This window comes from Citreicoccus inhibens (assembly GCF_019039035.1).
In the GTDB taxonomy this organism is placed as follows: Bacteria; Myxococcota; Myxococcia; order Myxococcales; family Myxococcaceae; genus Citreicoccus; species Citreicoccus inhibens.
Genome location: NZ_JAHNZT010000031.1, coordinates 1 through 21,885, shown reverse-complemented (window position 1 = coordinate 21,885; position 21,885 = coordinate 1). Strand labels below are relative to the sequence as shown.

The following is a 21,885-nucleotide window of genomic DNA, read 5'->3' as shown; positions in this document are numbered from 1 at the left end:
GTGAGGGGGTCCGGGAGCGTCAAGAACGGCCGTCAGTCCGCGTAGCTCGGGAGGTCGGCCAGTCGAATCTGGAGCTTCGTCACTTCACCTGGACGGATGGGAGCGGACAACAACTTGCTCGCGCCGTCGGAGCTGGTCGGGTCCACCACTCGCAAGCGATAGGTCCCCACGGGCAGCGGGAACTTCTGCAGCGGCGTGGTCCCCAACTGCGTGGAGCCATCGAACACCGCCGCGTGCAGCGGCAGCGTGGACAGGGTCAGCCAACCGAGGCCCGCCTTCGCCGCGCCCTTCGCCGTGCGCGTGTCGAGCACCTGCGCCATGCCATCCGGGCTCTGCGTCACGGTGGTGACGGGCTCAGCCGCGGGCGCTCGCGGAGCTGCGGGCGCCTCGGAAGTCGCCGGGCGTCCCCGTTTGCCCTTGGCCGCGACCGCCTCCTCCGTCGCACCCGAACGATGCGCGGAGTTGGCGCCATCCTTGGTTGCGCGCGTCCCCTTGTTCGCGGTGGCGGACCTGGTGTCCTTCTTCTCCTCGACGACGGGCTCCTCGACCTTGGCGGGAGCCTCGGGTTGGGCGGGAGGTGGCGTGGTCGGCTCGGCGGGGGCCTCGTGCTGAACGAACGTGGCGGGAGGGCCGCTGCGCGCGGGCGGCCACTTCGCATCGGCCGCGGGATCCTGGGGCGCGGGCGGATCCAGCTCGTCCTTCACCCACTTCTTCGCGGACTCATACGCGGGGACGAACAGCTTGCGCACGGGCTCGCGCGAGACGAGCACGCCCAAGCCCGCGATGACGCCCAGCCAGACAATCTTTCCGAGCCAACCCGAGCCCTGCTTTCCGCTCGCCGGCGTCTCACGTGGCGTGTCGCTGCGCGCGCCACCCGCACGTCCCGCCCGCGCCGGAGCCGCACCAGGACGCGGGGGCCGAGACCGGAAGCGCTGCGTCTGCAGGTCACTCGGCTCGTTGAGCGCCTCCTCCACTCCCGTCTGAGCGGAGGCCTCATCTGCCTCGGACTTCGCGACGAGCCGCGGGCGCGGCGTGCGTGACGGAGCGCCCTCGGGAGCACTGTCCACGCGAGGCGCGCGAGCGGGCGCGGCGGCTTCCGTACCTGCGGGCCGAGGCGTGCGCGTCCCCGGGGACGTATCGACCGTGCGGCCCGTGCGAGGCGTGTGGGCGGCCTCGGGGCGCCGCGCGGGGAGGCTGCGCGTCGGCGAGTTGGCGTCCGAAGGGACATCCGGCGTGAGTCGCGGACGCGGCGGGGATTTCGCCGCGCCAGCGCCCTCCGGACCCTCTTCCTGCTGGAGCGCGCCGGCGGCCTCGCTGACGCGGGCATCCTCGGCGCGGCTGGCCAACTCCAGGAGCGTGCGCGTCTTCTGGCGCTTCTCCTCGAAGAGTTCCCCCATGACGGCGGCCATGCCGTCTTCGTCGAACAGCTCCGAGCCCAGCGCGGCCTCGATGGCGCGCGCCATCTCGCGGCACGTGGCGAAGCGCTTCGAGGAGTCCCGCGCGAGCGCGCGCATCACCACCGCGTCCAGCGCCTCGGGGACCGCGGGATTGAGCGAGCGCGGCGAGGGAATCTCGTCGCTCACGATCTGCATCATCACCGCGGCTTCGTGAGGCCCGTTGAAGAGCCGCTGGCCCGTCAGCAGCTCATGCAACATCACGCCCGCGGAGAACAGGTCGCTGCGCCCGTCCAACGCCTGGTTGCGAACCTGCTCGGGGGACATGTAGCCGCTGGTCCCCTTCACCGTCCCCACCTGGGTGCGACCGAGCTTCCCGCGCGCCTTCGCGATGCCGAAGTCGATCACCTTCACGACCCCGTCGTAGGTGATCATCACGTTCTTCGGCGAGACGTCGCGGTGAACCACCGCCACGGGCTTGCCAGCGGGATCCGTGAAGTGATGCGCGTAGTGCAGCCCCAGGCAAGAGTCACGCAGCACGCGCGACGAGAACCCGACAGGGAGCGGCTGCCCCTTTCGGGAGGCCGCCTTCACCACCTGCTCGAGGTTCTGACCGGGCAGGAACTCCATGGCGAGGTACAGCTCGCCGTCCTCCTCGCCCAGATCGAAAACCTGCCCGATGTTGGCGTGGGAGAACGCCGCGGTGATGCGCGCCTCGTCCAGGAACATCTTGACGAACTGGTCGTCCTTCTTGATGTCCGGGAGGATCTGCTTCACCGCGACGAACTTGCGGAAGCCTCCAGGCCCCGAGGTGAAGGCCAGGAACAGCTCCGCCATCCCCCCCATCGAGAGGCGCGTGAGGATCTCGTATTTACCGATGCGCCGCCCCCGATCGGGATCAGCTCCGGCGCCTCCCTGCGTACTCATGTGCCGCAGCATGTTACCCGGCCGCGACCTCACCGTCGATTGACAACGCGTCGAAAAGACCCCAGGGCCGGATCTCCCCTCGGACGAGTCGCGGATCCGCGATGCGAAATCGGGCCCGCGAACGCTCCGGGGCCACGCCTTGACGCATCAGGCCGACGCGGGGCCGTGCCCCACCTCACCCAGCGGGAGGCGGGCGGCGCGGAAGCCACGCCTCCACGTCGCCAGCGCGAGGAAGCGCGGCCACTGCGCCCAGCCGGGTGACGACCTGCGCGCCCACCGCGCAGGCGAACGTGCAGAGCGACTCCAGCTCCGCGCGCGTCGCCGCCTCCAGGGCGCGAGGGGTTCCGTACCAGCGCACCAGCCCATGCAGGAGCCCCGAGACGAACCCGTCACCCGCCCCCGTGGTGTCCACCACCTCCACGCGCGGGGCCGGGACGTGCACCCGCTCCCCATTCCAGAGGAAGACGACGCCGCGCTCGCCCAGCGTCACGACGGGCAGTCGCACGCCCATCGAGGACAGCGCCACCAGCGCGCCCTCGGGCGTCTCCGCGCCCGTGCAGAAGGAGATCTCCTCCTCGGACAGCTTCACCACCGTGCACAACGGCAACAGCCTCGCGAGCAACGCCTTCAGCTCGCCAGGGTCTTCCCACGCGTGCAGGCGCAGGTTGGGATCGCAGCTCACGATGCGGCCCGCCGCCCGCGCCGTCTCGAGCATCGTGACCATGGCCTCGCGCGACTCGGGCAGCAGCAGCGAGTTGGAGCCGCAGTGCACCACGCTCGCACGCGAGAGGAGCGCCGGATCCACATCCGCGCGCCCGAGCAGAAACTCCGCCGAGCGCGTCCGGAAGAACGTGAAGGTGCGCTCCCCCTTCGCATCCAGGGAGATGAACACCAGGCCCGTGCGCGCCTCGGTCACCTGTCGCAGGTGGCTGATGTCCACGCCCTCCGCGGCCAGCCTGTCCCGAAGGAAGTGCCCGAACTCATCCGCGCCCACCACGCCCACCATCGCCGAGCGCAGCCCGAGCCTCGCGAGCCCCACCGCGACGTTGGCGGGCGAACCTCCAGAGCACGGATGCCAGGACTCCACCTCGCGCACCGCTCGGCCTGTCGCCGCGGGGAGGAAGTCCACCAAGGTCTCCCCCACGCACACCACGTCCAGCGGCCCCGCGTCGCTCATGTCGCTGTGTCCTAGTCCAGCCCCACCTGAGCCATGAAGTCCACGCTCTTCAAGCGCCGACCCAGGTGGTGAGAGATGAAGACGTTGAGCAGTCCTCGCGCTCGGGCCCGAAGGTCCGCGGGCAGCGGCGTGCGCTGACCCTCTTGCAGGGCACGAAGCCCGGACAGCAGCGCCACGGGAACGGCCACGGACTCACGGGCCCGGCCGCCACACGGCTCACAGATGGCGCCGCCGTGCTCCTGATCAAAGCGAGGGCGCTCGCCCGGAATCCCCCCGCAGAGCGAGCACGAATCGAATCGGGGCATCAGCCCCGCATGCGCAAGCACCGACAGCTCGAACGCCAACAGCGAAGTGGGGCCCGCTTCCTTCGCGTTCAGCCGGACCAGGTACTCCTCCAGCAGCGTGAAGAGCTCCGCCTGGGGCTCATGCTCGCGGGTCAGCTCGCGGCACAGCTCCACCGCATAGAGCGCTCGCGCGATGAGCGACAGGTCGTCTCGCGCGGCGTAGTACCCCGCGACGATGTCCGCCGCGTCCAGCCGGACCGTCGTCCCGCGCGTCTCCACGACGTGGATGCGCAGGCGCATGAACGGCTCGAGCGCGCCCGCGAACCTCCGCTTGCTCTTGCGCGCGCCCGCGGCGAACGCGGTCAACTTCCCGTGCTCGCGCGTCAGCACGGTCACCAGCCGATCCGAGTCTCCGTAGTCCGTCGTGGACAGGACGAGTGCGTCGTCGACGTAGCGCTCCATGGCCTCGTTCAACGCCTCAGCGGCGAGGGAAGCTTCCCGGTCAGCACGAGGAACAGGTACACGCCCGCGAGGACGAGCACCACGAGCGCGGACAGGCTCACGTAGGCCCGCTTGCGCCGCTCGCGTTCAAGCTGGGCCGGAGCCGGCGCGGGCACGGCCTTGTCCACCTCCTCGTAGCGCAGCACCGCCTCCTCGGGAGACAGCCCGATGACCTGCGCATACGCCCGGATGTAGTTCAGCACGAACACGCGCGCGGGCAGGCGCTCCACCTGCCCTGCTTCCAACGCCGCGACCAAGCTCGGGGGAATCTTCGTCGCACGCGAGACCTCCTCGCGCGACAACCCCCGCAGCTCCCGCTGCTGGCTCAGATACTTGCCAAAGTCGACGTGATCCACGAGCTCTCTGGGGAACGGACTAGAGGTGACCCAGCAGGCGTTGGCAATCGTCCTTCAGCCCCTGCTCGCTGGCCTTGGCCTTCGCCTCGCACTGGGAGAAGGCCTGCTTCGCGGCCTCCACCTGCCCCAACTTCGCCTGGCAGACGCCCTCACGCAGGTACGCGTCCGCGACCTCCGGGCAGTTCTCCCGGTACCGCCCAAACTGGCGGCAAGCGTCCTCGGTGCGCCCCGTCTCGTCGTAGATGAGCCCGAGGTTCTTGTAGCCCAGGCAGAAGTTCGGGTTGAGCGTCACGGCCGCCTTGATGCTCTGCAGCGCCTTGTCCGTCTCGCCCTTCTTGTACTGGGCCCACCCCAGGTTGCCCTGCGCGATGAACGGCGTCGCGTAGAGCATGTCGTTGAGGACCTCCTCGTAGAGCTTGATGGCCTGATCGTACCGGCCCTGATCCAGCTCCACGTTGGCCAGGTTCGTGCGAGCCTCCGAGAACGTCGGACGCAGCTTGAGCGCCTCCTCGTAGTGCCCCTTCGCCTCCGCAGGCCGCCGGAAGGCGAGGTGCAGGAGGATTCCCATCGCGTTGTGCGCCTCCGCGTTCTCGGGGTTGTATTCGAGCGCCTTCTGGAACTCGCGCAGCGCGTCCTGAACGTCGCCGTTCTGCTGCTGCTGCACGCCCAGATCGAAGTGGATCTGCGAGCTGTTGCGCTCCTTGTCGGTCGGGACGTGCACGCAACCAGCGAGCGCGACCACCACAGCAAGAGAACAGGCGAGGAAGATGCGAGGCATGTGCGGGAATCCGGGGTACGAGGTCAGAAGGCCGCCAGGAAACGGCCCAAGGTGGTGGCCACGTTGCGCTTCTCCTCGGCGCGCGCCTTGACCGCGGGCACGAGCTTCGGGTCCTTGAAGAACACCGGGAGCGTCCGCAGCAACTCGTCCTGCTGGGCCGTCGCCATCGCGCGCCAGTTGGCGTTGTCCATCATGAAGCCCAGCGACTCGAGGAACGCGAGCGCGTCGCTCTCGTCCTCGCGGAACTCATCCGCGTTCTGGATGCGCCGGCCCGACACGTAGACGGCGCAGTCCTCGGCATCCGCCAGGTACAGGTAGATGAACACCCCCGCGCCCTGCCCTCCGCGAAGCCCCACCACGAACGCCTGCGCGGCCCCGGCCTGCTTGCCAGGGATGGCCACATGCGGCGTGTTGAGCGGGGTGTGCAGGGCGAGGACCTGCTCGCGACTGGCAGGCAGTCCCCGGTAGCGCTCGTCGATGGTGAACACGTGGGTCTCCGTTCCCCTCACGGCGCCTCAGCGCGTGGTGAGGGTGAACTCCTTCGTGATGTCCTGGGTATCGGCCGCGGTCGCCTGGAAGCGAATGAGCGGGTTGTCGATCATCACGTTGCCGCCGCCCTCATTCCCCTCCCCCATGATGACCCGGAACACGTGCTGCGCAGACACGCTGCGCCGACTCCCCACCGCCGACTTGTGGGCGATGAGCGTCACCGTGTTGTCGCCGGGGAGCAGGTTCTTGGTGATGTCCATCACCACCTGCTCCTCGTTGTTGCGCAGCTTCCGCACCCAGCGCGAGTTCAAGTACAGGTCGATGTCGTACTCCGTCATCCCCGGCACGCTCTGCTCCGTCACCAGCCAGTAGCGCTGGGTGAGGCGCGCGGGCCCCGTCACGGCGGGGGGCGGTGTCGCCGGAGTGGGTGACGCGGCGGGAGGCGGTCCCGCGGCCGGGACTGCCTGAGGCGCGGGCTCCTTCGTCGCCGAGGCGGGCACCGCGACCGCGGCGGGAGGCGCAGGCGCCGGCGTGGGCGTCGTTGCGACGGGCGCGGCCGGAGCCGGTACGGACATCACCCGCGCCGCGTACCCCTGCGCCTCGATGTAGATGTTCCCCTGCTCATCGATGCGGACGGTGGCCTTCTCGAACCGCTGGTTCGTCACCCCGTCGATCTTGATGCCATTGAGGTAGACAGAGCCAGCGAGCGCCACGGCGGGGGCCGCGAGGACCGCGGCGGCGAGGACGGCGCGAGGAAACGTGCGGGGCATGGTCGAGCCTCCTGGGAATCTTCAACAGTCCCGGGGACTTGCAACGACTTATCGCACCCTGCGGGACGGGACAAGGCGCGCGTGTGCCTGCATGGAGCGCACGAACACCTCGGAGATTCATCTCCCCAAGGCTCAGGGAGCCGTCGAGGGCTCGGGCTCACCCGCCGTCGGCAGTTCTCGCTGCGCCAGCGCCCAGTCTCCGCCCAGGCCGTGGCCCTCCCGGAACCGCCGGAAGTCACGCCGGACGGCGCGCGGATAGCGCCGGAACCGATCCAGGTCCCCGGCCTTCATGGCGTCGCGGATTCGCGTGGGACCGGCGTTGTAGGCCATGAGCGCCAGGTCCAGGTCCCCGCCGAATCGGTCCTGCAACGTCCGCAGGTAGCGAATGCCCAACCGGAGGCACAACGCCGGGTCGGACATCACTTCCTCACGGGACAGCCGCAGCCCTTCCTTCTCCGCCAGGAAGTGCAGCGTGCTGGGCTTGATCTGCATCAGCCCCCGCGCGCCCTTCTCGGAGAGAGCCTCCTCCTCGAAGTCGGATTCCACGTCGATGAGCGCGAGCACCAGCAGCGGATCATACCCGGTGCGGCGGGACTCTTCGTCGATGGCCTGCCCCAGCCGACGGCGCAAGGTGAGGCCCAGGTCCGGCGCCCGCTTGGCCAGCACGACGTCGATGAGCGCTCCCTCGGGCGACACAGACTCGGCCACCACCGCCTCGGGGACCATCGGCTGCGCCGACGGGTCCTCCAGGAGCGGAACCACCCGCGCCGACACCACGAGCGCCACGCCCGCCAGCATGGGCAGCCGCGAGCAACCTGAACTCAGGGCATGGAGTCGCTCGAAAAACCGTGTCCCCAAGGACCTCCCGCCCGAGGCGGAAGAGGTCGTCACTTGCGGTGCTCCAGGTCCTGGATTCGCGCGGCCAGGCGCTCCAGCCGGCTGCCAAACGCCTGGAGTTCCTCGCGCCGGGGCAGCTTCAGCCGCGACAGGGCGGTGCGCACCCGGTCCTCCACGTTGTGCTCCAGGTCCTTGCGATGACCCGTCAGGCGCTCGGTCCATTCACGCGCCTGCCGCTTCACCTCGTCCTGGCTCCACCCCGCCACGGACGCCACCCGCTGCACGGCCCGCGAGGCCTCCTCTTCCGCGGTGTTCACCGCGAGGAGCGCCTGGCTCCAGATGCGCTCGAACGTCTCGGCAACGGGGTGCTTCTCTCGGGGGGCCTCGGGCTTGTTGTCCATGGGGTCGCTCCGGGAGGTACGCCTCGGACCCGCTCGGGCCCGGGGGGGGGTGGATCAATTGGGAGGGGGCGGAAATAAGCACACCCCCGCGGCGAAGGGAACGACGGCCCGCTACCTCGGACGCCAGTCGTCCACTCGTGGAAAACCAGCGCAGCCTGCGAGCCCAGATGTCCTACCGAGGACGGTCAGGCGCGCGGCGCGGACGCGGAGTTGCCGCTGACCTTGGCCCCATTCACGCGGCGCGACGGCTTGAGCAGCATGTCGAGCTTCTTCGAGAGCTTCGACAGCTCCTGGTTGAGGGACTGCACCTGGGACTGGCTCGCCACGCCCACCGCCTCGACGACGCGGGTCTGCAGCGTGTCCAGCCGCTTGCGCAGCTCCGAGCCCGCCGCGTCCACCTTCTTGCCCAGTTCCTGCACGCGCGGGTCCGTGAGCAGCTCACCGGCCTGCAGCTTCGTCCACAGCTGCTGGACCTCCTTGGCGGCCTCCTGCCCGCGCGACTCCAGCGTCTTCATCACCTTGCTGGCCTCGCCCTCCAACCCCTCGAGTCGCTTCTGGGCCTGCGCCAGTTGCTCCTTCAGGAAGCCCTCCACGTTGTGGGCCACGCCATTCTTCTCGGCCTGCTCCACCGTCTTCTCGCTCGTCGTCATGTGGCTCTCCCCCCGTTCATCGCGGGCTCGGGTTAACAGTCCGCGTCAACGTAACGCGCTGCGCCATCACCGTCAAGGCGAGGACAAGGAAGCCCCGGACAAAATGAAAACCGCCGCCCGGCTCAAGGCCGGACGGCGGCTGGACAAGCTTGAGAGGCTCCGGCGAACCGGTGCGCGCTTAGGCGGCGCCGGTCGTCTGGGTGCCCTCGGGCCGCTGGGGCGGCGGCGACAGGGGGCCCGCGTCGCCATGCGTGGCGGCCAGGGCGGCCTCCATCTCGTTGACCTCGTCGGTGGGGCTCTCCACCGCGATGTCGAGGTGCTTGTAGTTCGGCAGGCCCGTGCCGGCGGGGATGAGCCGGCCCATGATGACGTTCTCCTTGAGGCCCCGGAGGTAGTCCACCTTGCCGTTGATGGCGGCCTCGGTGAGCACCTTGGTGGTCTCCTGGAAGGACGACGCCGAGATGAACGACTCGGTGGAGAGCGACGCCTTGGTGATGCCGAGCAGCAAGGGCTCGCCCACGGCCGGGCGCTTCCCCTCGGACATGACCTTCTCGTTCTCCTCCTCGAACACCCACTTCTCGACCTGCTCGTCGACCAGGAAGTTGGTGTCGCCCACATCCGTGACGCGCACCCGGCGCAGCATCTGCCGGACAATGGTCTCGATGTGCTTGTCGTTAATCTTCACGCCCTGGAGGCGGTAGACCTCCTGCACTTCGTCCACCAGGTAACGGGCCAGCTCCTTCTCGCCCAGGACCTTGAGGATGTCGTGCGGGTTGGCCGCGCCGTCCATCATCGCCTCGCCGGCCTTCACGCGGTCGCCGGAGTGGACGTTGATGCTCTTGCCCTTGGAGATCAGGTACTCCTTGGCCAGGTCGGAGCGCTGCTCGCCATTCACCTCGGGGGTGATGATGAGCTTGCGCTTGCCCTTCGTGTCCTTGCCGAAGGACACCACGCCGTCGATCTCCGCGATCGCCGCCGCGTCCTTGGGCTTGCGCGCCTCGAAGAGCTCGGCCACGCGCGGCAGACCGCCCGTGATGTCCTTGGTCTTCGTGGTCTCACGCGGCACCTTCGCGATGACTTCACCCGCCTGGATCTCATCGCCGTCGTTGACGGTGATGATGGCTCCCTGCGGCAGGAAGTAGCTCGCCTGGTTGCGCGAGGACGGCAGGTCCTTCACGTTGCCCTGCGCGTCGCGGATGGTGACGCGCGGGCGCGCCTCCGGGTCCTTCGACTCGATGACCGTCTTGCGCGACAGACCGGTGACCTCGTCGAGCGTCTCGGACATCGTGACGCCTTCGATGATGTCCTCGTAGCGCACGACACCGCCGACCTCGGTCAGCAGCGGGATGGCGAACGGGTCCCACTCCGCCAGCAGGATGCCCGCCTCCAGCTTCTGGCCTTCCTTCACGAGGATGCGCGCGCCGTAGATGATCTGGTAGCGCTCGCGCTCGCGGCCGGACTCGTCGACGATGACGAGCTCGCCGTTGCGGTTCATCGCCACCAGGGTGCCGTCCGCCTTCTGCACCGTGTTGAGGGCCGCGAACTTCACGGTACCCGCGAACCGGTTCTCGAGGCTGGACTGCTCCGCGCGCCGCGTCGCCGCACCACCGATGTGGAAGGTGCGCATCGTGAGCTGCGTACCCGGCTCACCGATGGACTGCGCCGCAATGACGCCCACGGCCTCGCCGATGGACACCTTGCGGCCGCGCGCCAGGTCACGGCCGTAGCACTCCACGCAGATGCCGCGCTTGGCCTGGCACGTGAGCACCGAGCGGATCTTCACCTTGTCCAGGCCGCTGTTCTCGATGCGCCGGACGCGGTCCTCGTCGATCTCCTCGTTGGCGCGCACGAGCACCTCGCCCGTCACCGGGTCGAGGATGTCATCCAGGGCCACGCGGCCGAGGATGCGCTCACCGAGCGGCTCGATGATCTCGCCGCCCTCGACCAGGGCGCCGATGAACAGACCGTCCATCGTGCCGCAGTCGTACTCGTTGATGATCGCGTCCTGCGCCACGTCCACCAGACGGCGGGTCAGGTAACCGGAGTTGGCCGTCTTGAGCGCCGTGTCCGCCAGACCCTTACGAGCGCCGTGGGTGGAGATGAAGTACTGGAGCACGGAGAGGCCTTCACGGAAGTTGGCCGTGATGGGCGTCTCGATGATTTCGCCGGACGGCTTCGCCATCAGGCCGCGCATACCCGCCAGCTGACGGATCTGCTGGGCGCTACCACGCGCGCCCGAGTCGGCCATGATGTAGATGGGGTTGAACGACGGCTGCTTGCGCGTCTCGCGCTTGCCGTCCTTGTCCCCCGTCGCCTCGTCCTGGGAGATCTGCGCCATCATCTCCTGGGCGACCTTCTCGGTGATCTCCGCCCAGATATCGATGACCTTGTTGTAGCGCTCACCGTCGGTGATGAGGCCCTCGAGGTACTGGTTCTCGATCTCCGCCACTTCCTTGCGCGCGAAGTCCAGGAACTCCTGCTTCTTCGCAGGGATGATCATGTCCTTGAGCGCGATGGAGATACCGGCGCGCGTGGCGTGGAAGTAGCCGAGGCTGCGCACGCGGTCCGCGAGCAGCACCGTCTCCTTCTCGCCCGTGAGGCGGTAGCAGAGGTCGATGAGGTTACCGAGCGACTTCTTGTCGAGCACCTTGTTGATGGCGTCGAAGCCCACCTGGCGCGGAACCACTTCCCACAGCAGCACGCGGCCGACCGTGGTCTCCTTGCGCTTGCCGTTGATGCGGCACACGACCTTGGCCTGCAGGTGCACCTCACCGTGGTCGTACGCGGCGCGCACTTCCATCGGGGAGCTGAACACGCGGCCCTCGCCGTTGGCGAACTCACGGGCGCGGGTCATGTAGTAGATGCCGAGCACCATGTCCTGCGTCGGGACGATGATGGGCTTGCCGTTCGCGGGGCTGAGGATGTTGTTCGTCGACATCATCAGCACGCGGGCCTCCATCTGAGCCTCGATGGAGAGCGGCACGTGGACGGCCATCTGGTCGCCGTCGAAGTCGGCGTTGAACGCCGCGCAGACCAGCGGGTGCAGCTGGATGGCCTTGCCCTCGATCAGCACAGGCTCGAAGGCCTGCATGCCCAGACGGTGCAGCGTGGGGGCGCGGTTGAGGAGCACCGGGTGCTCACGGATGACGTCCTCGAGGATGTCCCAGACCTCGGGACGCTCCTTCTCCACCATCTTCTTCGCGGACTTGATGGTGGTGACGTACCCCTTCTCTTCGAGCTTGTTGTAGATGAACGGCTTGAACAGCTCGAGCGCCATGATCTTCGGCAGGCCGCACTGGTGCAGGCGCAGCTCCGGACCCACGACGATGACCGAGCGGCCCGAGTAGTCCACGCGCTTGCCGAGCAGGTTCTGGCGGAACCGGCCCTGCTTGCCCTTGAGCATGTCGGACAGCGACTTCAGCGGCCGCTTGTTCGGGCCGGTGATGGTCTTGCCGCGGCGGCCGTTGTCGAACAGCGCGTCCACGGCCTCCTGCAGCATCCGCTTCTCGTTGCGGATGATGATGTCCGGCGCGTTCAGCTCCTGGAGCCGCTTGAGGCGGTTGTTCCGGTTGATGACGCGGCGGTACAGGTCGTTCAGGTCGGACGTCGCGAAGCGGCCGCCATCGAGGGGAACCAGCGGGCGCAGATCCGGCGGGATGACCGGAATCACGTCGAGCATCATCCACTCGGGCTCGTTGCCCGACGCGCGGAACGCCTCGGCCACCTTCAGGCGCTTGGCGTACTTCTTCCGCTTGGCCTCGCTGCTCGTCTCGCGCATGTCCTTGCGGAGCGCCTCGGACAGCTCGGCCACCTTGATGTCGGCCAGCAGCGAGCGCACGGCCTCGCCACCCATGCCCGCGGTGAACGAGTCCTCACCGTGCTCCTGGTAGAGCCGGTGCAGCTTCTCCTCGCTCACCAGTTCGCCCTGCTGCAGCGGCGTCGCCTTGGGATTGAGGATCATGTAGCTCTCGCAATAGAGCACCTTCTCCAAATCCTTCAGCGTGATGTCGAGCAGGTTGCCGATGCGGCTCGGCAACGACTTCAGGAACCAGATGTGGGCCACGGGCGTGGCCAGGGTGATGTGGCCCAGGCGCTCACGACGCACCTTGGACTGGATGACCTCCACGCCGCACTTCTCGCACACCACGCCCCGGTGCTTCATGCGCTTGTACTTGCCGCAGTTGCACTCGTAGTCCTTCACCGGCCCGAAGATGCGAGCGCAGAACAGGCCGTCCCGCTCGGGCTTGAAGGTGCGGTAGTTGATGGTTTCCGGCTTCTTCACCTCGCCGTGCGACCACTGGCGGATCTTGTCGGGCGACGCCAGCGCGATGCGAATGGCGTTGAACGACAGCGGGTCCTTCGGCTTCTCGAAGAAGTTGAAAATGTCCTTCACGTTGCCTCCGAAAACTTTCTGAGCGCCTCAGCGCCAAATGTTTCGGGCCCCCGCCCCAGAACGGGCCGCCCGCTCCCTCGACGAGGGAGCGGGAACGACCCGTCAGGCGGGCGCACCGGCTTCTTTAGGCCTCGGTCCCGGTCTTCCGGTCCTCGCCGTCGCCACCACCCAAGAAGTCGCCGCCGAAGCTGCGCTGCCGCTCGGGGGGCGCGCTCTCGAGCAACTCCACGTCCAGGGCCAGCGACTGGAGTTCCTTGAGCAGCACGTTGAACGACTCGGGCAGGCCGCTCTCCAGGACGTTGTCGCCCTTGACGATCGCCTCGTACATGCGCGTGCGGCCCACCACGTCGTCCGACTTGACGGTGAGGAACTCCTGCAGCGTGTACGCCGCGCCGTAGGCCTCCATCGCCCAGACTTCCATCTCTCCCAGACGCTGACCGCCGAACTGGGCCTTGCCGCCCAGCGGCTGCTGGGTGACGAGCGAGTAGGGCCCGATGGACCGGGCGTGGATCTTCTCGTCCACGAGGTGGTGCAGCTTGAGCATGTACATCACGCCCACGGTGACGTTCTGGTCGAACGGCTCTCCCGTGCGGCCGTCGAACAGCACCATCTGACCGGAGCGCGGCAGGCGGCCCTCGTCGAAGAGGTTGTGCAGCTCCGTCTCGCGGGCGCCGTCGAACACCGGCGTCGCGACGTGGATGCCCTTCTTCAGACGACGGCAGAGGTCCTGGACCTCCTCATCGGACAGCGTCTCCACGAAGTCGCCGAAGGCCTTGTCGTCGTAGATGGTCTTCAGCTGCTTCTTGAGCTGCTCGCCGCTGTACTTCTCCTCGATGTAGCGCTGGAGCTGCTCGCCCACGCCCTTGGCCGCCCAGCCCAGGTGCGTCTCGAGGATCTGCCCGATGTTCATGCGGCTGGGAACGCCGAGCGGGTTCAGGACGATGTCCACCGGACGCCCGTCCTCCAGGAACGGCATGTCCTCCTCGGGGAGGACGCGCGACACGACACCCTTGTTGCCGTGACGGCCGGCCATCTTGTCGCCCACGGCCAGCTTGCGCTTGATGGCGACGTACACCTTCACCATCTTGATGACGCCCGGAGGCAACTCGTCGCCCTTCTTGATGCGGGCGATCTTCTCGCCGAAGGCCAGCTTCACGGCCTCCTTCGTCTCTTCCAGGTTGCGCAGGATGTCGCGCAGGCGGGAGTCCAGCGGATCCCCGACGGAGATCTCGCCCCAGTACTTGTACGGCACCGTGGCCAGGAGCTCGTCGTTGAGGATGTCCCCCTTCTTCAGGAGGATGCGTCCCTTGTCATCCACGAGCTTGCCCTGGACCTCCTTGCCGCGGACCAGGCCGCGGAGGCGGCTGTAGGCGCTGTCCTGGAGGACCTTGATCTCGTCGTTCTGGTCCTTGAGGAGCTTCGCCTCCTCCATCGACTCGATCTGCTTGGCGCGCTCGTCCTTCTCCACGCCCTTGCGGCTGAACACCTTGGCGTTGATGACGGTGCCCACCACGCCCGGCGGCACGCGGAGGCTGCTGTCGCGCACGTCGCCGGCCTTCTCGCCGAAGATGGCGCGGAGCAGCTTCTCCTCGGGGGAGAGCTGGGTCTCACCCTTCGGGGTGATCTTGCCCACCAGCACGTCGCCGGGCTTCACCTCGGCGCCAATGCGGATGATGCCGCTCTCGTCCAGGTCCTTGAGGGCCTCCTCACCCACGTTCGGGATGTCGCGGGTGATCTCCTCCTTGCCCAGCTTGGTGTCGCGCGCGATGCACTCGAACTCCTCGATGTGGATGGACGTGAAGACGTCCTCCTTGAGGATGCGCTCGCTGAGGAGGATGGAGTCCTCGAAGTTGTAGCCCTGCCACGGCATGAACGCGACGACCACGTTCTGGCCGAGCGCCAGCTCACCCGTCTCCGTCGCGGGACCGTCCGCGATGACGTCGCCCTTCTTCACCCGGTCGCCCTTGCGAACGATGGGCTTCTGGTTGAGGCAGGTGTTCTGGTTCGAGCGCTGGTACTTGAGGAGGCTGTAGATATCCACCTCGCTCGACACGTCGCTCAGGGCCGCCGGCGTCTCCGCCTTGACCACGATGCGGCTGGCGTCCACCGACTCGACGATGCCGTCGCGGCGGGCCACGCACGTGACGCCCGAGTCGCGCGCCACGATGGCCTCGATGCCCGTACCCACGAGCGGGGCCGCCGTGCGCAGCAGGGGCACCGCCTGACGCTGCATGTTGGAGCCCATGAGCGCGCGGTTGGCGTCGTCGTTCTCGAGGAACGGGATGAGGGAGGCTGCCACCGACACCAACTGGTTCGGGGACACGTCCATCAAGTCCACGTCCTCGGCCTTGACCTGGATGAACTCACCGCCGCGGCGGCTCTGCACGAGCGCGTTGAGGAACTTGCCCTTCTTGTCCGTCTCGGCGTTCGCCTGGGCGATGGTGTGCTTCTCCTCCTCCAGCGCCGAGTAGAAGGCCACGTCCGCGGTGACCGTGCCCGCATCCACCTTGCGGTACGGCGTCTCCACGAAGCCGAACTCATTGACGCGCGCGTAGGTCGACAGCGACGCGATGAGGCCGATGTTCGGGCCTTCCGGCGTCTCGATGGGGCAGATGCGGCCGTAGTGCGTCGGGTGCACGTCGCGCACCTCGAAGCCCGCGCGCTCGCGCGTCAGACCGCCAGGCCCCAGGGCGGACAGGCGGCGCTTGTGCGTCACCTCGGACAGGGGGTTCGTCTGGTCCATGAACTGCGACAGCTGGCTGGACCCGAAGAACTCCTTGATGACCGCCGTGACCGGCTTGGCGTTGATGAGATCGTGCGGCATGAGCGTCTCGATCTCCTGGAGGCTCATGCGCTCCTTGATCGCTCGCTCCATGCGGACCAGACCGATGCGGTACTGGTTCTCGAGCAGCTCGCCCACCGCGCGCACGCGCCGGTTGCCGAGGTGGTCGATGTCGTCGATGGTCCCCTTGCCGTTCTTCAGGTCGATCAGGTAGCGGATGACCTCGAGGATGTCGCGCTTGGTGAGGATCTGTCCGTCGAGTGGCTCCTCGAGGCTGAACTTGAAGTTCAGCTTGAGGCGGCCGACCTTGGACAGGTCGTAGCGCTCCGAGTTGAAGAACAGGTTGCTGAACAGGTTCGTCGCCGTCTCCGGCGTCGGGGGATCACCCGGGCGCAGACGCCGGTAGATCTCCATGATGGCCTGCTCGGGCGACTCGATCTTGTCCAACATCAACGTCTCACGCAGGTACGGACCCACGTTGAGGTTGTCGATGAAGAGGACCTTGAACTCCTTGATGCCGCGCTTGAGGAGTTCGTCGACCTTCTCCTGGCTGACTTCCTCGTTGCACTCGAGGATGACCTCACCGGTGTTCTCGTCCACCACGTCGTAGGCGGACACCTTGGTGAAGAGCTCGTCCACGTCGATGGGGAGCTTGGTCATCTTCGCCGCTTCGAGCTTCTTGATCGCGGCGCGGGTGAACTTGCGGTTCTTCTTGACGATGAGCTCGCCGGTCTTGGTCTTGATGTCCCGCGTGGCGCGCTGACCCGGGAGCAGCTCCAGCTCGACGCTCTTCTCGAACTCCGTGCCGCTGAGCAGGTAGATGGTCTCGGTGGCGTAGTAGTAGTTCAGGATCTCCTCGGTGGAGCCCTTGAACTCGAGCGGGTTCTTCTTGGCCGTGTCACTCACAGCGCCCAGGGCGCGAATGAGCACGGTGGCCGGCAGCTTGCGGCGCCGGTCGATGCGGACGTAGAGCAGATCCTTGTGGTCGAACTCGAAGTCGATCCACGAGCCGCGGTACGGAATGATGCGGGCGTTGTAGAGCAGCTTGCCGGACGAGTGGCTCTTGCCCTTGTCGTGGTCGAAGAAGGCACCCGGGCTGCGGTGCAACTGGCTGACCACCACGCGCTCGGTCCCGTTGATGATGAAGGTGCCGTTCTGGGTCATCAGCGGGATTTCGCCGAAGTAGACCTCCTGCTCCTTCACGTCGCGGATGGACTGCGCGCCGGTCTCCTCGTCCTTGTCCCACACCACGAGACGGACGACGACCTTGATGGGCGCCGAATAGGTCATGCCACGCTGGTGGCACTCATCGACGTCGTACTTCGGCTTCTCCAGGTGATAGCTGACGAACTCCAGCGACGACGTCTCGTTGAAGTCGCGAATCGGGAAGACGGACTTGAAGACGCCCTGCAGACCGAGCTCTTCGCGCTTCTCAGGGGCGATGTCGGCCTGGAGGAACTTTTCGTAGGACTGCTTCTGGATATTGATGAGATTGGGAATGTCGATGATCTTCGCGATCTTCGCGAAGGTCTTCCGCGCGCGGAAATTGTTCTGGATCTGCGTCGGCATTCGGTCTCCGGGGACGGCTGCTCGGGCGGGGCAAACTTCAGTAACGCGCGGCGGCGCCGGGAAATTTGTCAACTGGCAAATGGGCAAAGCCGGCGCCCCAACATAGGGAGCGCCGGCCTGCTCATCCGGTCAGGAAGCTGCCTGGAATTTCCCGAGAATCAGGCAGCTCCTGCGGGGTACTACTTGACCTCGACGGTGGCGCCAGCAGCGACCAGCTGCTCCTTGATCTTCTTGGCGTCGTCCTTGTTGACGCCCTCCTTGACGGTCTTGGGCGCGCCCTCGACCAGGTCCTTGGCCTCCTTCAGGCCCAGGCCGGTGATCGCACGGATCTCCTTGATGACGTTGATCTTGTTGGCACCCGCGTTCGCGAGAACCACCGTGAACTCCGTCTTCTCCTCAACAGGCGCAGCGGCGGCGGCCGGGCCGGCGGCCACGGCAACAGCGGCGGCGGCGGAGACGCCCCACTTGGCCTCGAGCTGCTTCACCAGGTCAGCGGCCTCCAGGATGGTCAGGGAGGAGAGCTGCTCAACAATCGCGTTCAGATCTGCCATGGAACTGTGTCCTTCTCTGTTCGACTAACGGCCAGCCACCCCCAGGGGCAGAACCGGCCGGAAAGGTTGCGGTAGAATAACTTCTCGGAACGATTACTGTCCCTGCGCCTTGTCGGCATGGGCCTGGACGACCCGTGCCAGCTGAGACCCAGGAGCTGCGATGGTCCGCACCAGCTTGGAAGCCGGCTGGTTGAGCATGCCGAGCAGCTGTCCGCGGAGCTCCGTGAGACCCGGCAGCTTCGCCAGGGCCTTCACGCCGTTGACATCCACGCGGCGGCCATCAACGACCGCGCTCCGGATCTTGATCGTCTCCAAGTCCTTGATGAACTCGGTGAGAATCTTGGCCGGGGCCACCATGTCGTCGTAGCTGATGCACAGCGCCACGGGACCGGTGAAGTCAGCAGAAATCGCCGACACCGACGTGCCCTCAGCAGCCCGGCGCGCCAGCGTGTTCTTGATGACCTTGTACTCGACCTTGCCCTCGCGGAACTTCTTGCGCAGCTTGGTCACAGTCTCCACGTCCACCTTGGAGAACTCGGCCACCACGGCCGACTTCGTCTTGGCGAACTTCTCGTGGAGTTCCTTGATCAACTCTTCCTTCTCGCTCTTCTGCACCTTGACTCACCTCCTTTATGGCCCACCGTGGTCGGCGGGCGTGATGCCTGGGCCAAAGCGGCAGAGAGCGAGAGGAGCCTCCGAGAAGGCACCGCACCGCACCTCCAGTCTCGGCAGGGCTGACCTTACGGTCGTTTGAACCGGAGGAGGATGAGACGACCCGACCGGTTGCCCGGTTGCCAACGGGTGAGCCCCTACCGCCGTTCCGGTCCCTGCTGTCATGGACCAGGTCGGGACACCGTGTCTCTCGACATGGCGCCCCAATTGCAAAAGCCGGGGGCCTATACCCCCGGCTTCAGCAAAGATCCAGAACTTTCTGAGTGATGAATGTTGGGGAGTGAACCTGGGCACGCGCTGGACGTGGAGCGTGCGCTTCCCAGGCCCCCTACCCTGCCGGTGGACTACCGGTGACGGAGCAGGACCTCGGTGGTGTCGAGCTTGATGCCCGGGCCCATCGTGGTCGAGATCGCGATGCCCTTCAGGTAGACGCCCTTCGCCGTGGCCGGCTTGAGCTTCATCACGTGATCCAGCAGGGCGTTGAGGTTGGCCTCGAGCTTGTCCGCCGTGAAGGAGGACTTGCCCATCTTCGCGTGGACGATACCGGCCTTCTCGGCGCGGAAGTCAACCTTACCGCCCTTGGACTCGCGGATGGCCTTGGCGACGTCCATGGTCACCGTGCCGACCTTCGGGTTCGGCATGAGGCCGCGGGGACCGAGCACCTTACCGAGGCGACCGACGACACCCATCATGTCCGGGGTGGCGATGACGGTGTCGAAATCGAGGAAGCCCTCCTCGATGCGCTTCTGCAGATCCTCGGCGCCCACCACGTCCGCGCCCGCGTTGGCCGCCTCGGTGGCGCGCTCGCCCTTGGCGAACACGGCGACGCGCACGGTGGCACCCGTGCCGTGGGGGAGGACGACAGCGCCACGGACCATCTGGTCCGCGTGCTTCGGGTCCACACCCAGGTTGATGGCCACGTCGACCGTCTGGTCGTACTTCGTCGCGCGGGAGTCGACCGTCTTCTTCAGGAGCTGAAAGCCCTCGGCGATCGGATAGCGCTTGTTGCGGTCCACCAGTTCGGCAGCCGCGCGGAACTTCTTCCCATTCTGAGCCATGACAGGATTCCTCGTAGGTGGGGGCGGACTAGCCGACGACGTCGATGCCCATGGAGCGCGCGGTGCCAGCAATGGTGTTCATGCAGGCCTCGAGCGACGCGGCGGTGGTGTCCTGGATCTTCTTCTTGGCGATCTCCTGGAGCTGAGCCCGGGTGATCTGTCCCACCTTCTCCTTGCCCGGCTTCTTCGCGCCCGACCCCTTCTTCTTCTCCGTGTGGAGACCCGCGGCCTTCTTGATGAGGATGGCCGCCGGAGGCGTCTTCAGGATGAAGGTGAAGGAACGGTCCTGATACACGGTGATGATCACCGGGATGATCAGACCTTCCTTGGCCTCCGCCTGGGTCTTCGCGTTGAACTGCTTGCAGAACTCCATGATGTTCACGCCCTGCTGACCGAGCGCGGGGCCGATCGGCGGAGCGGGGTTCGCCTTACCGGCGGGAATCTGCAGCTTGACCTGTCCTGTGACCTTCTTCATCGGCTGACTGCTGCCTTTCGAGGGGGTGGTTCAGTCGGGTTGCCAGACGGGGCAACCCTCCCACCCGTGGGTCCACGCCCATGAGGAGGCGTGGAAGCTTCAACTAGCCGGTGGTCTTCTCCACCTGCATGAAATCCAGTTCGACGGGGGTCGCGCGACCGAAGATGCTCACGAGCACCTTCACGCGGCCCTTCTCCGCGTTGACCTCTTCCACCGTGCCGTTGAAGTTGGCGAACGGGCCGTCGATGACGCGCACCGTATCCCCATCCTCGAACTGCACCTTGGGCTTGGGCTTGAGGGTCCCCTCGGAGATCTGCGACGTCAGGCGCGTCACTTCCGCATCCGAGATGGGCGTGGGCTGCTGATTCTGAGCCGCGCCGGGGAAGCCGGTGATCTTCGGCGTGTTCTTCACCAGGTGCCAGGTGCGATCGTTCAGCTCCATCTGCACGAAGATGTAGCCCGGGAAGAACTTGCGGCGAGACGTCTTCTTCTCGCCCTTCACCATCTCGACGACCTGCTCCATCGGGATCAGGATCTCACCGAACTGATCCTGCAGGCCCTCGAGCCGGACCTTCTCCTCCAGGCTCTTCTTCGCCTGGTTCTCGAAGTTCGAGTAGGTGTGGACCACGTACCATTTCATCGCCATTACAGCTTCCCCCAGACAGCTGGCAGCCACTCCACCATCAAGTTGTAGGCGACGGTGTCGATGAAGAAGAGCAGCACCGCGGCCACAACCGAGGCCACGACCACGGCCAGCGTCGACGCCCGGGTCTCCGACCAGGAAGGCCAGGTGACCTTCATCAACTCGGTGGCGACGTCCACGGACAGGGCGTGGCTCTTCGGGTTGACGTACGCGCCCACGACCAGCGCCAGGGCGAGCAGATAGCCGACCAGGGACGAGACGCGCCAGCCCAACCCCTCGAAGAGCTCTCGGTCGTTCCAGCCAATCCGCGCCCACAGCAGCCCGAAGACATGCTCCAGGAACAGGGCGAGGACGATGCCGGCAATGAGATAGAAAATGACAACGAGCCGCTTCGGGTCCATGCCCGAGCGGTTAGCCTGCTGGCTGGCCTCTGATGCCGTCGCCATGGTGCCTCACGAGGACTGCGGATGCGGGACTGCGAAAAGGCAGGGACCCCCGGTACCTCTTGGCACCGGGGGCCCCGTACTGAAGCTGGCAGGCCAGGAGGGATTCGAACCCCCAACACGCGGATTTGGAGACCGCTGCTCTACCGTTGGAGCTACTGGCCTAAACCTTCGGTGAACTACCCGACCTAGACCTTACCTTCTTTGTGGTCCGTGTGCTTGCGGCAGCGAGGACAGAACTTGCTCAACTCGAGCTTGTCCTGACTCTTCCGCTTGTTCTTCGTGGTCGTGTAGTTGCGCTCTTTGCACGTCGTGCACTCGAGCGAGATGATGGAACGATTACCCTTCGGCATGGCTCATTTCACCAGATGCGAGAGGGGAAGGCCACATTGTAGCCCTCCCCTCGGCACTCAGTGCCCGTGGGGCCTGGTCGGCAAAGCCGACTAGGCGATGATCTCCGCAACAACGCCGGCGCCGACCGTGCGACCGCCCTCGCGGACGGCGAACCGCAGCTCCTTCTCCATCGCCACCGGGGTGATCAACTCCACCTCGATCGCGATGTTGTCGCCCGGCATCACCATTTCAACGTTGTCCGGCAGCTTCACCGTACCCGTCACGTCCGTGGTGCGGAAGTAGAACTGCGGACGGTAGCCCTTGAAGAACGGGGTGTGACGGCCACCCTCCTCCTTCGACAGCACGTAAATCTGGGCCTTGAACTTCGTGTGCGGCGTGATG

At 66.5% G+C, this 21,885-nt stretch carries 20 protein-coding genes and 1 tRNA gene; all 21 read right to left on the bottom strand.

Annotated elements, in window-relative coordinates:
• Positions 1-32 precede the first annotated feature (32 nt).
• Positions 33-2,231: a serine/threonine-protein kinase gene (locus KRR26_RS27775; RefSeq protein WP_407931744.1), complete on the bottom strand. Its 2,199-nt coding sequence runs from the start codon at positions 2,229-2,231 to the stop codon at positions 33-35.
• 265 nt (positions 2,232-2,496) lie between these two features.
• Entirely contained in the window at positions 2,497-3,498 is a 1,002-nt protein-coding gene (locus KRR26_RS27770; protein ID WP_217081260.1) for a carbohydrate kinase family protein, read from the bottom strand.
• An 11-nt stretch (positions 3,499-3,509) separates the two neighbouring features.
• Entirely contained in the window at positions 3,510-4,244 is a 735-nt protein-coding gene (recO, locus tag KRR26_RS27765) for a DNA repair protein RecO (RefSeq protein ID WP_120209881.1), read from the bottom strand.
• Positions 4,245-4,252: 8 nt separating this feature from the next.
• Positions 4,253-4,639, bottom strand: coding sequence for a helix-turn-helix domain-containing protein (locus KRR26_RS27760; RefSeq protein WP_217081259.1), 387 nt, complete (start codon positions 4,637-4,639; stop codon positions 4,253-4,255).
• A 19-nt stretch (positions 4,640-4,658) separates the two neighbouring features.
• A complete protein-coding gene (gene tgl / locus KRR26_RS27755) occupies positions 4,659-5,417 on the bottom strand; it encodes a social motility TPR repeat lipoprotein Tgl (RefSeq protein WP_120209852.1) in 759 nt (252 codons plus the stop codon).
• 23 nt (positions 5,418-5,440) lie between these two features.
• A complete protein-coding gene (locus KRR26_RS27750; RefSeq protein WP_120209853.1) occupies positions 5,441-5,905 on the bottom strand; it encodes a social motility and stimulation tgl protein in 465 nt (154 codons plus the stop codon).
• Between the two features lie 27 nt (positions 5,906-5,932).
• Entirely contained in the window at positions 5,933-6,676 is a 744-nt protein-coding gene (locus KRR26_RS27745; RefSeq protein ID WP_217081258.1) for a hypothetical protein, read from the bottom strand.
• Positions 6,677-6,808: 132 nt separating this feature from the next.
• On the bottom strand, positions 6,809-7,534 hold the full coding sequence (locus tag KRR26_RS27740) for a lytic transglycosylase domain-containing protein (RefSeq protein ID WP_236069265.1): 726 nt from the start codon (positions 7,532-7,534) through the stop codon (positions 6,809-6,811).
• Positions 7,535-7,563: 29 nt separating this feature from the next.
• Positions 7,564-7,914 (bottom strand): phasin family protein, encoded by a 351-nt coding sequence (locus KRR26_RS27735; RefSeq protein WP_120209856.1) that lies wholly within the window; start codon positions 7,912-7,914, stop codon positions 7,564-7,566.
• A gap of 185 nt (positions 7,915-8,099) precedes the next feature.
• Positions 8,100-8,564: a hypothetical protein gene (locus KRR26_RS27730; protein ID WP_120209857.1), complete on the bottom strand. Its 465-nt coding sequence runs from the start codon at positions 8,562-8,564 to the stop codon at positions 8,100-8,102.
• 178 nt (positions 8,565-8,742) lie between these two features.
• A complete protein-coding gene (gene rpoC, locus KRR26_RS27725; RefSeq protein WP_120209858.1) occupies positions 8,743-12,957 on the bottom strand; it encodes a DNA-directed RNA polymerase subunit beta' in 4,215 nt (1,404 codons plus the stop codon).
• Between the two features lie 124 nt (positions 12,958-13,081).
• Complete coding sequence (gene rpoB, locus KRR26_RS27720; protein ID WP_217081257.1) at positions 13,082-17,308, bottom strand: DNA-directed RNA polymerase subunit beta; 4,227 nt, start codon at positions 17,306-17,308, stop codon at positions 13,082-13,084.
• A 179-nt stretch (positions 17,309-17,487) separates the two neighbouring features.
• Positions 17,488-17,859 (bottom strand): 50S ribosomal protein L7/L12, encoded by a 372-nt coding sequence (gene rplL / locus KRR26_RS27715; protein ID WP_120209860.1) that lies wholly within the window; start codon positions 17,857-17,859, stop codon positions 17,488-17,490.
• A 93-nt stretch (positions 17,860-17,952) separates the two neighbouring features.
• Complete coding sequence (rplJ, locus tag KRR26_RS27710) at positions 17,953-18,474, bottom strand: 50S ribosomal protein L10 (protein WP_120209861.1); 522 nt, start codon at positions 18,472-18,474, stop codon at positions 17,953-17,955.
• Positions 18,475-18,875: 401 nt separating this feature from the next.
• A complete protein-coding gene (gene rplA / locus KRR26_RS27705) occupies positions 18,876-19,589 on the bottom strand; it encodes a 50S ribosomal protein L1 (RefSeq protein ID WP_120209862.1) in 714 nt (237 codons plus the stop codon).
• Positions 19,590-19,617: 28 nt separating this feature from the next.
• Positions 19,618-20,064 carry a 50S ribosomal protein L11 gene (rplK, locus tag KRR26_RS27700; protein WP_120209863.1) on the bottom strand — a complete coding sequence of 149 codons (447 nt, stop codon included), beginning with the start codon at positions 20,062-20,064 and terminating at the stop codon, positions 19,618-19,620.
• A 103-nt stretch (positions 20,065-20,167) separates the two neighbouring features.
• Positions 20,168-20,710 (bottom strand): transcription termination/antitermination protein NusG, encoded by a 543-nt coding sequence (gene nusG / locus KRR26_RS27695; RefSeq protein ID WP_120209864.1) that lies wholly within the window; start codon positions 20,708-20,710, stop codon positions 20,168-20,170.
• Positions 20,710-21,153 (bottom strand): preprotein translocase subunit SecE, encoded by a 444-nt coding sequence (gene secE, locus KRR26_RS27690; RefSeq protein WP_120209865.1) that lies wholly within the window; start codon positions 21,151-21,153, stop codon positions 20,710-20,712. The genes nusG and secE overlap by 1 nt, the downstream gene beginning before the upstream one ends.
• A gap of 86 nt (positions 21,154-21,239) precedes the next feature.
• A tRNA-Trp gene (locus KRR26_RS27685) sits at positions 21,240-21,315 on the bottom strand.
• Positions 21,316-21,338: 23 nt separating this feature from the next.
• Positions 21,339-21,503, bottom strand: coding sequence for a 50S ribosomal protein L33 (gene rpmG, locus KRR26_RS27680; protein ID WP_002617522.1), 165 nt, complete (start codon positions 21,501-21,503; stop codon positions 21,339-21,341).
• A 90-nt stretch (positions 21,504-21,593) separates the two neighbouring features.
• On the bottom strand, positions 21,594-21,885 hold a 292-nt coding region (locus KRR26_RS27675; protein ID WP_456237609.1), incomplete at its 5' end, for an EF-Tu C-terminal domain-related protein.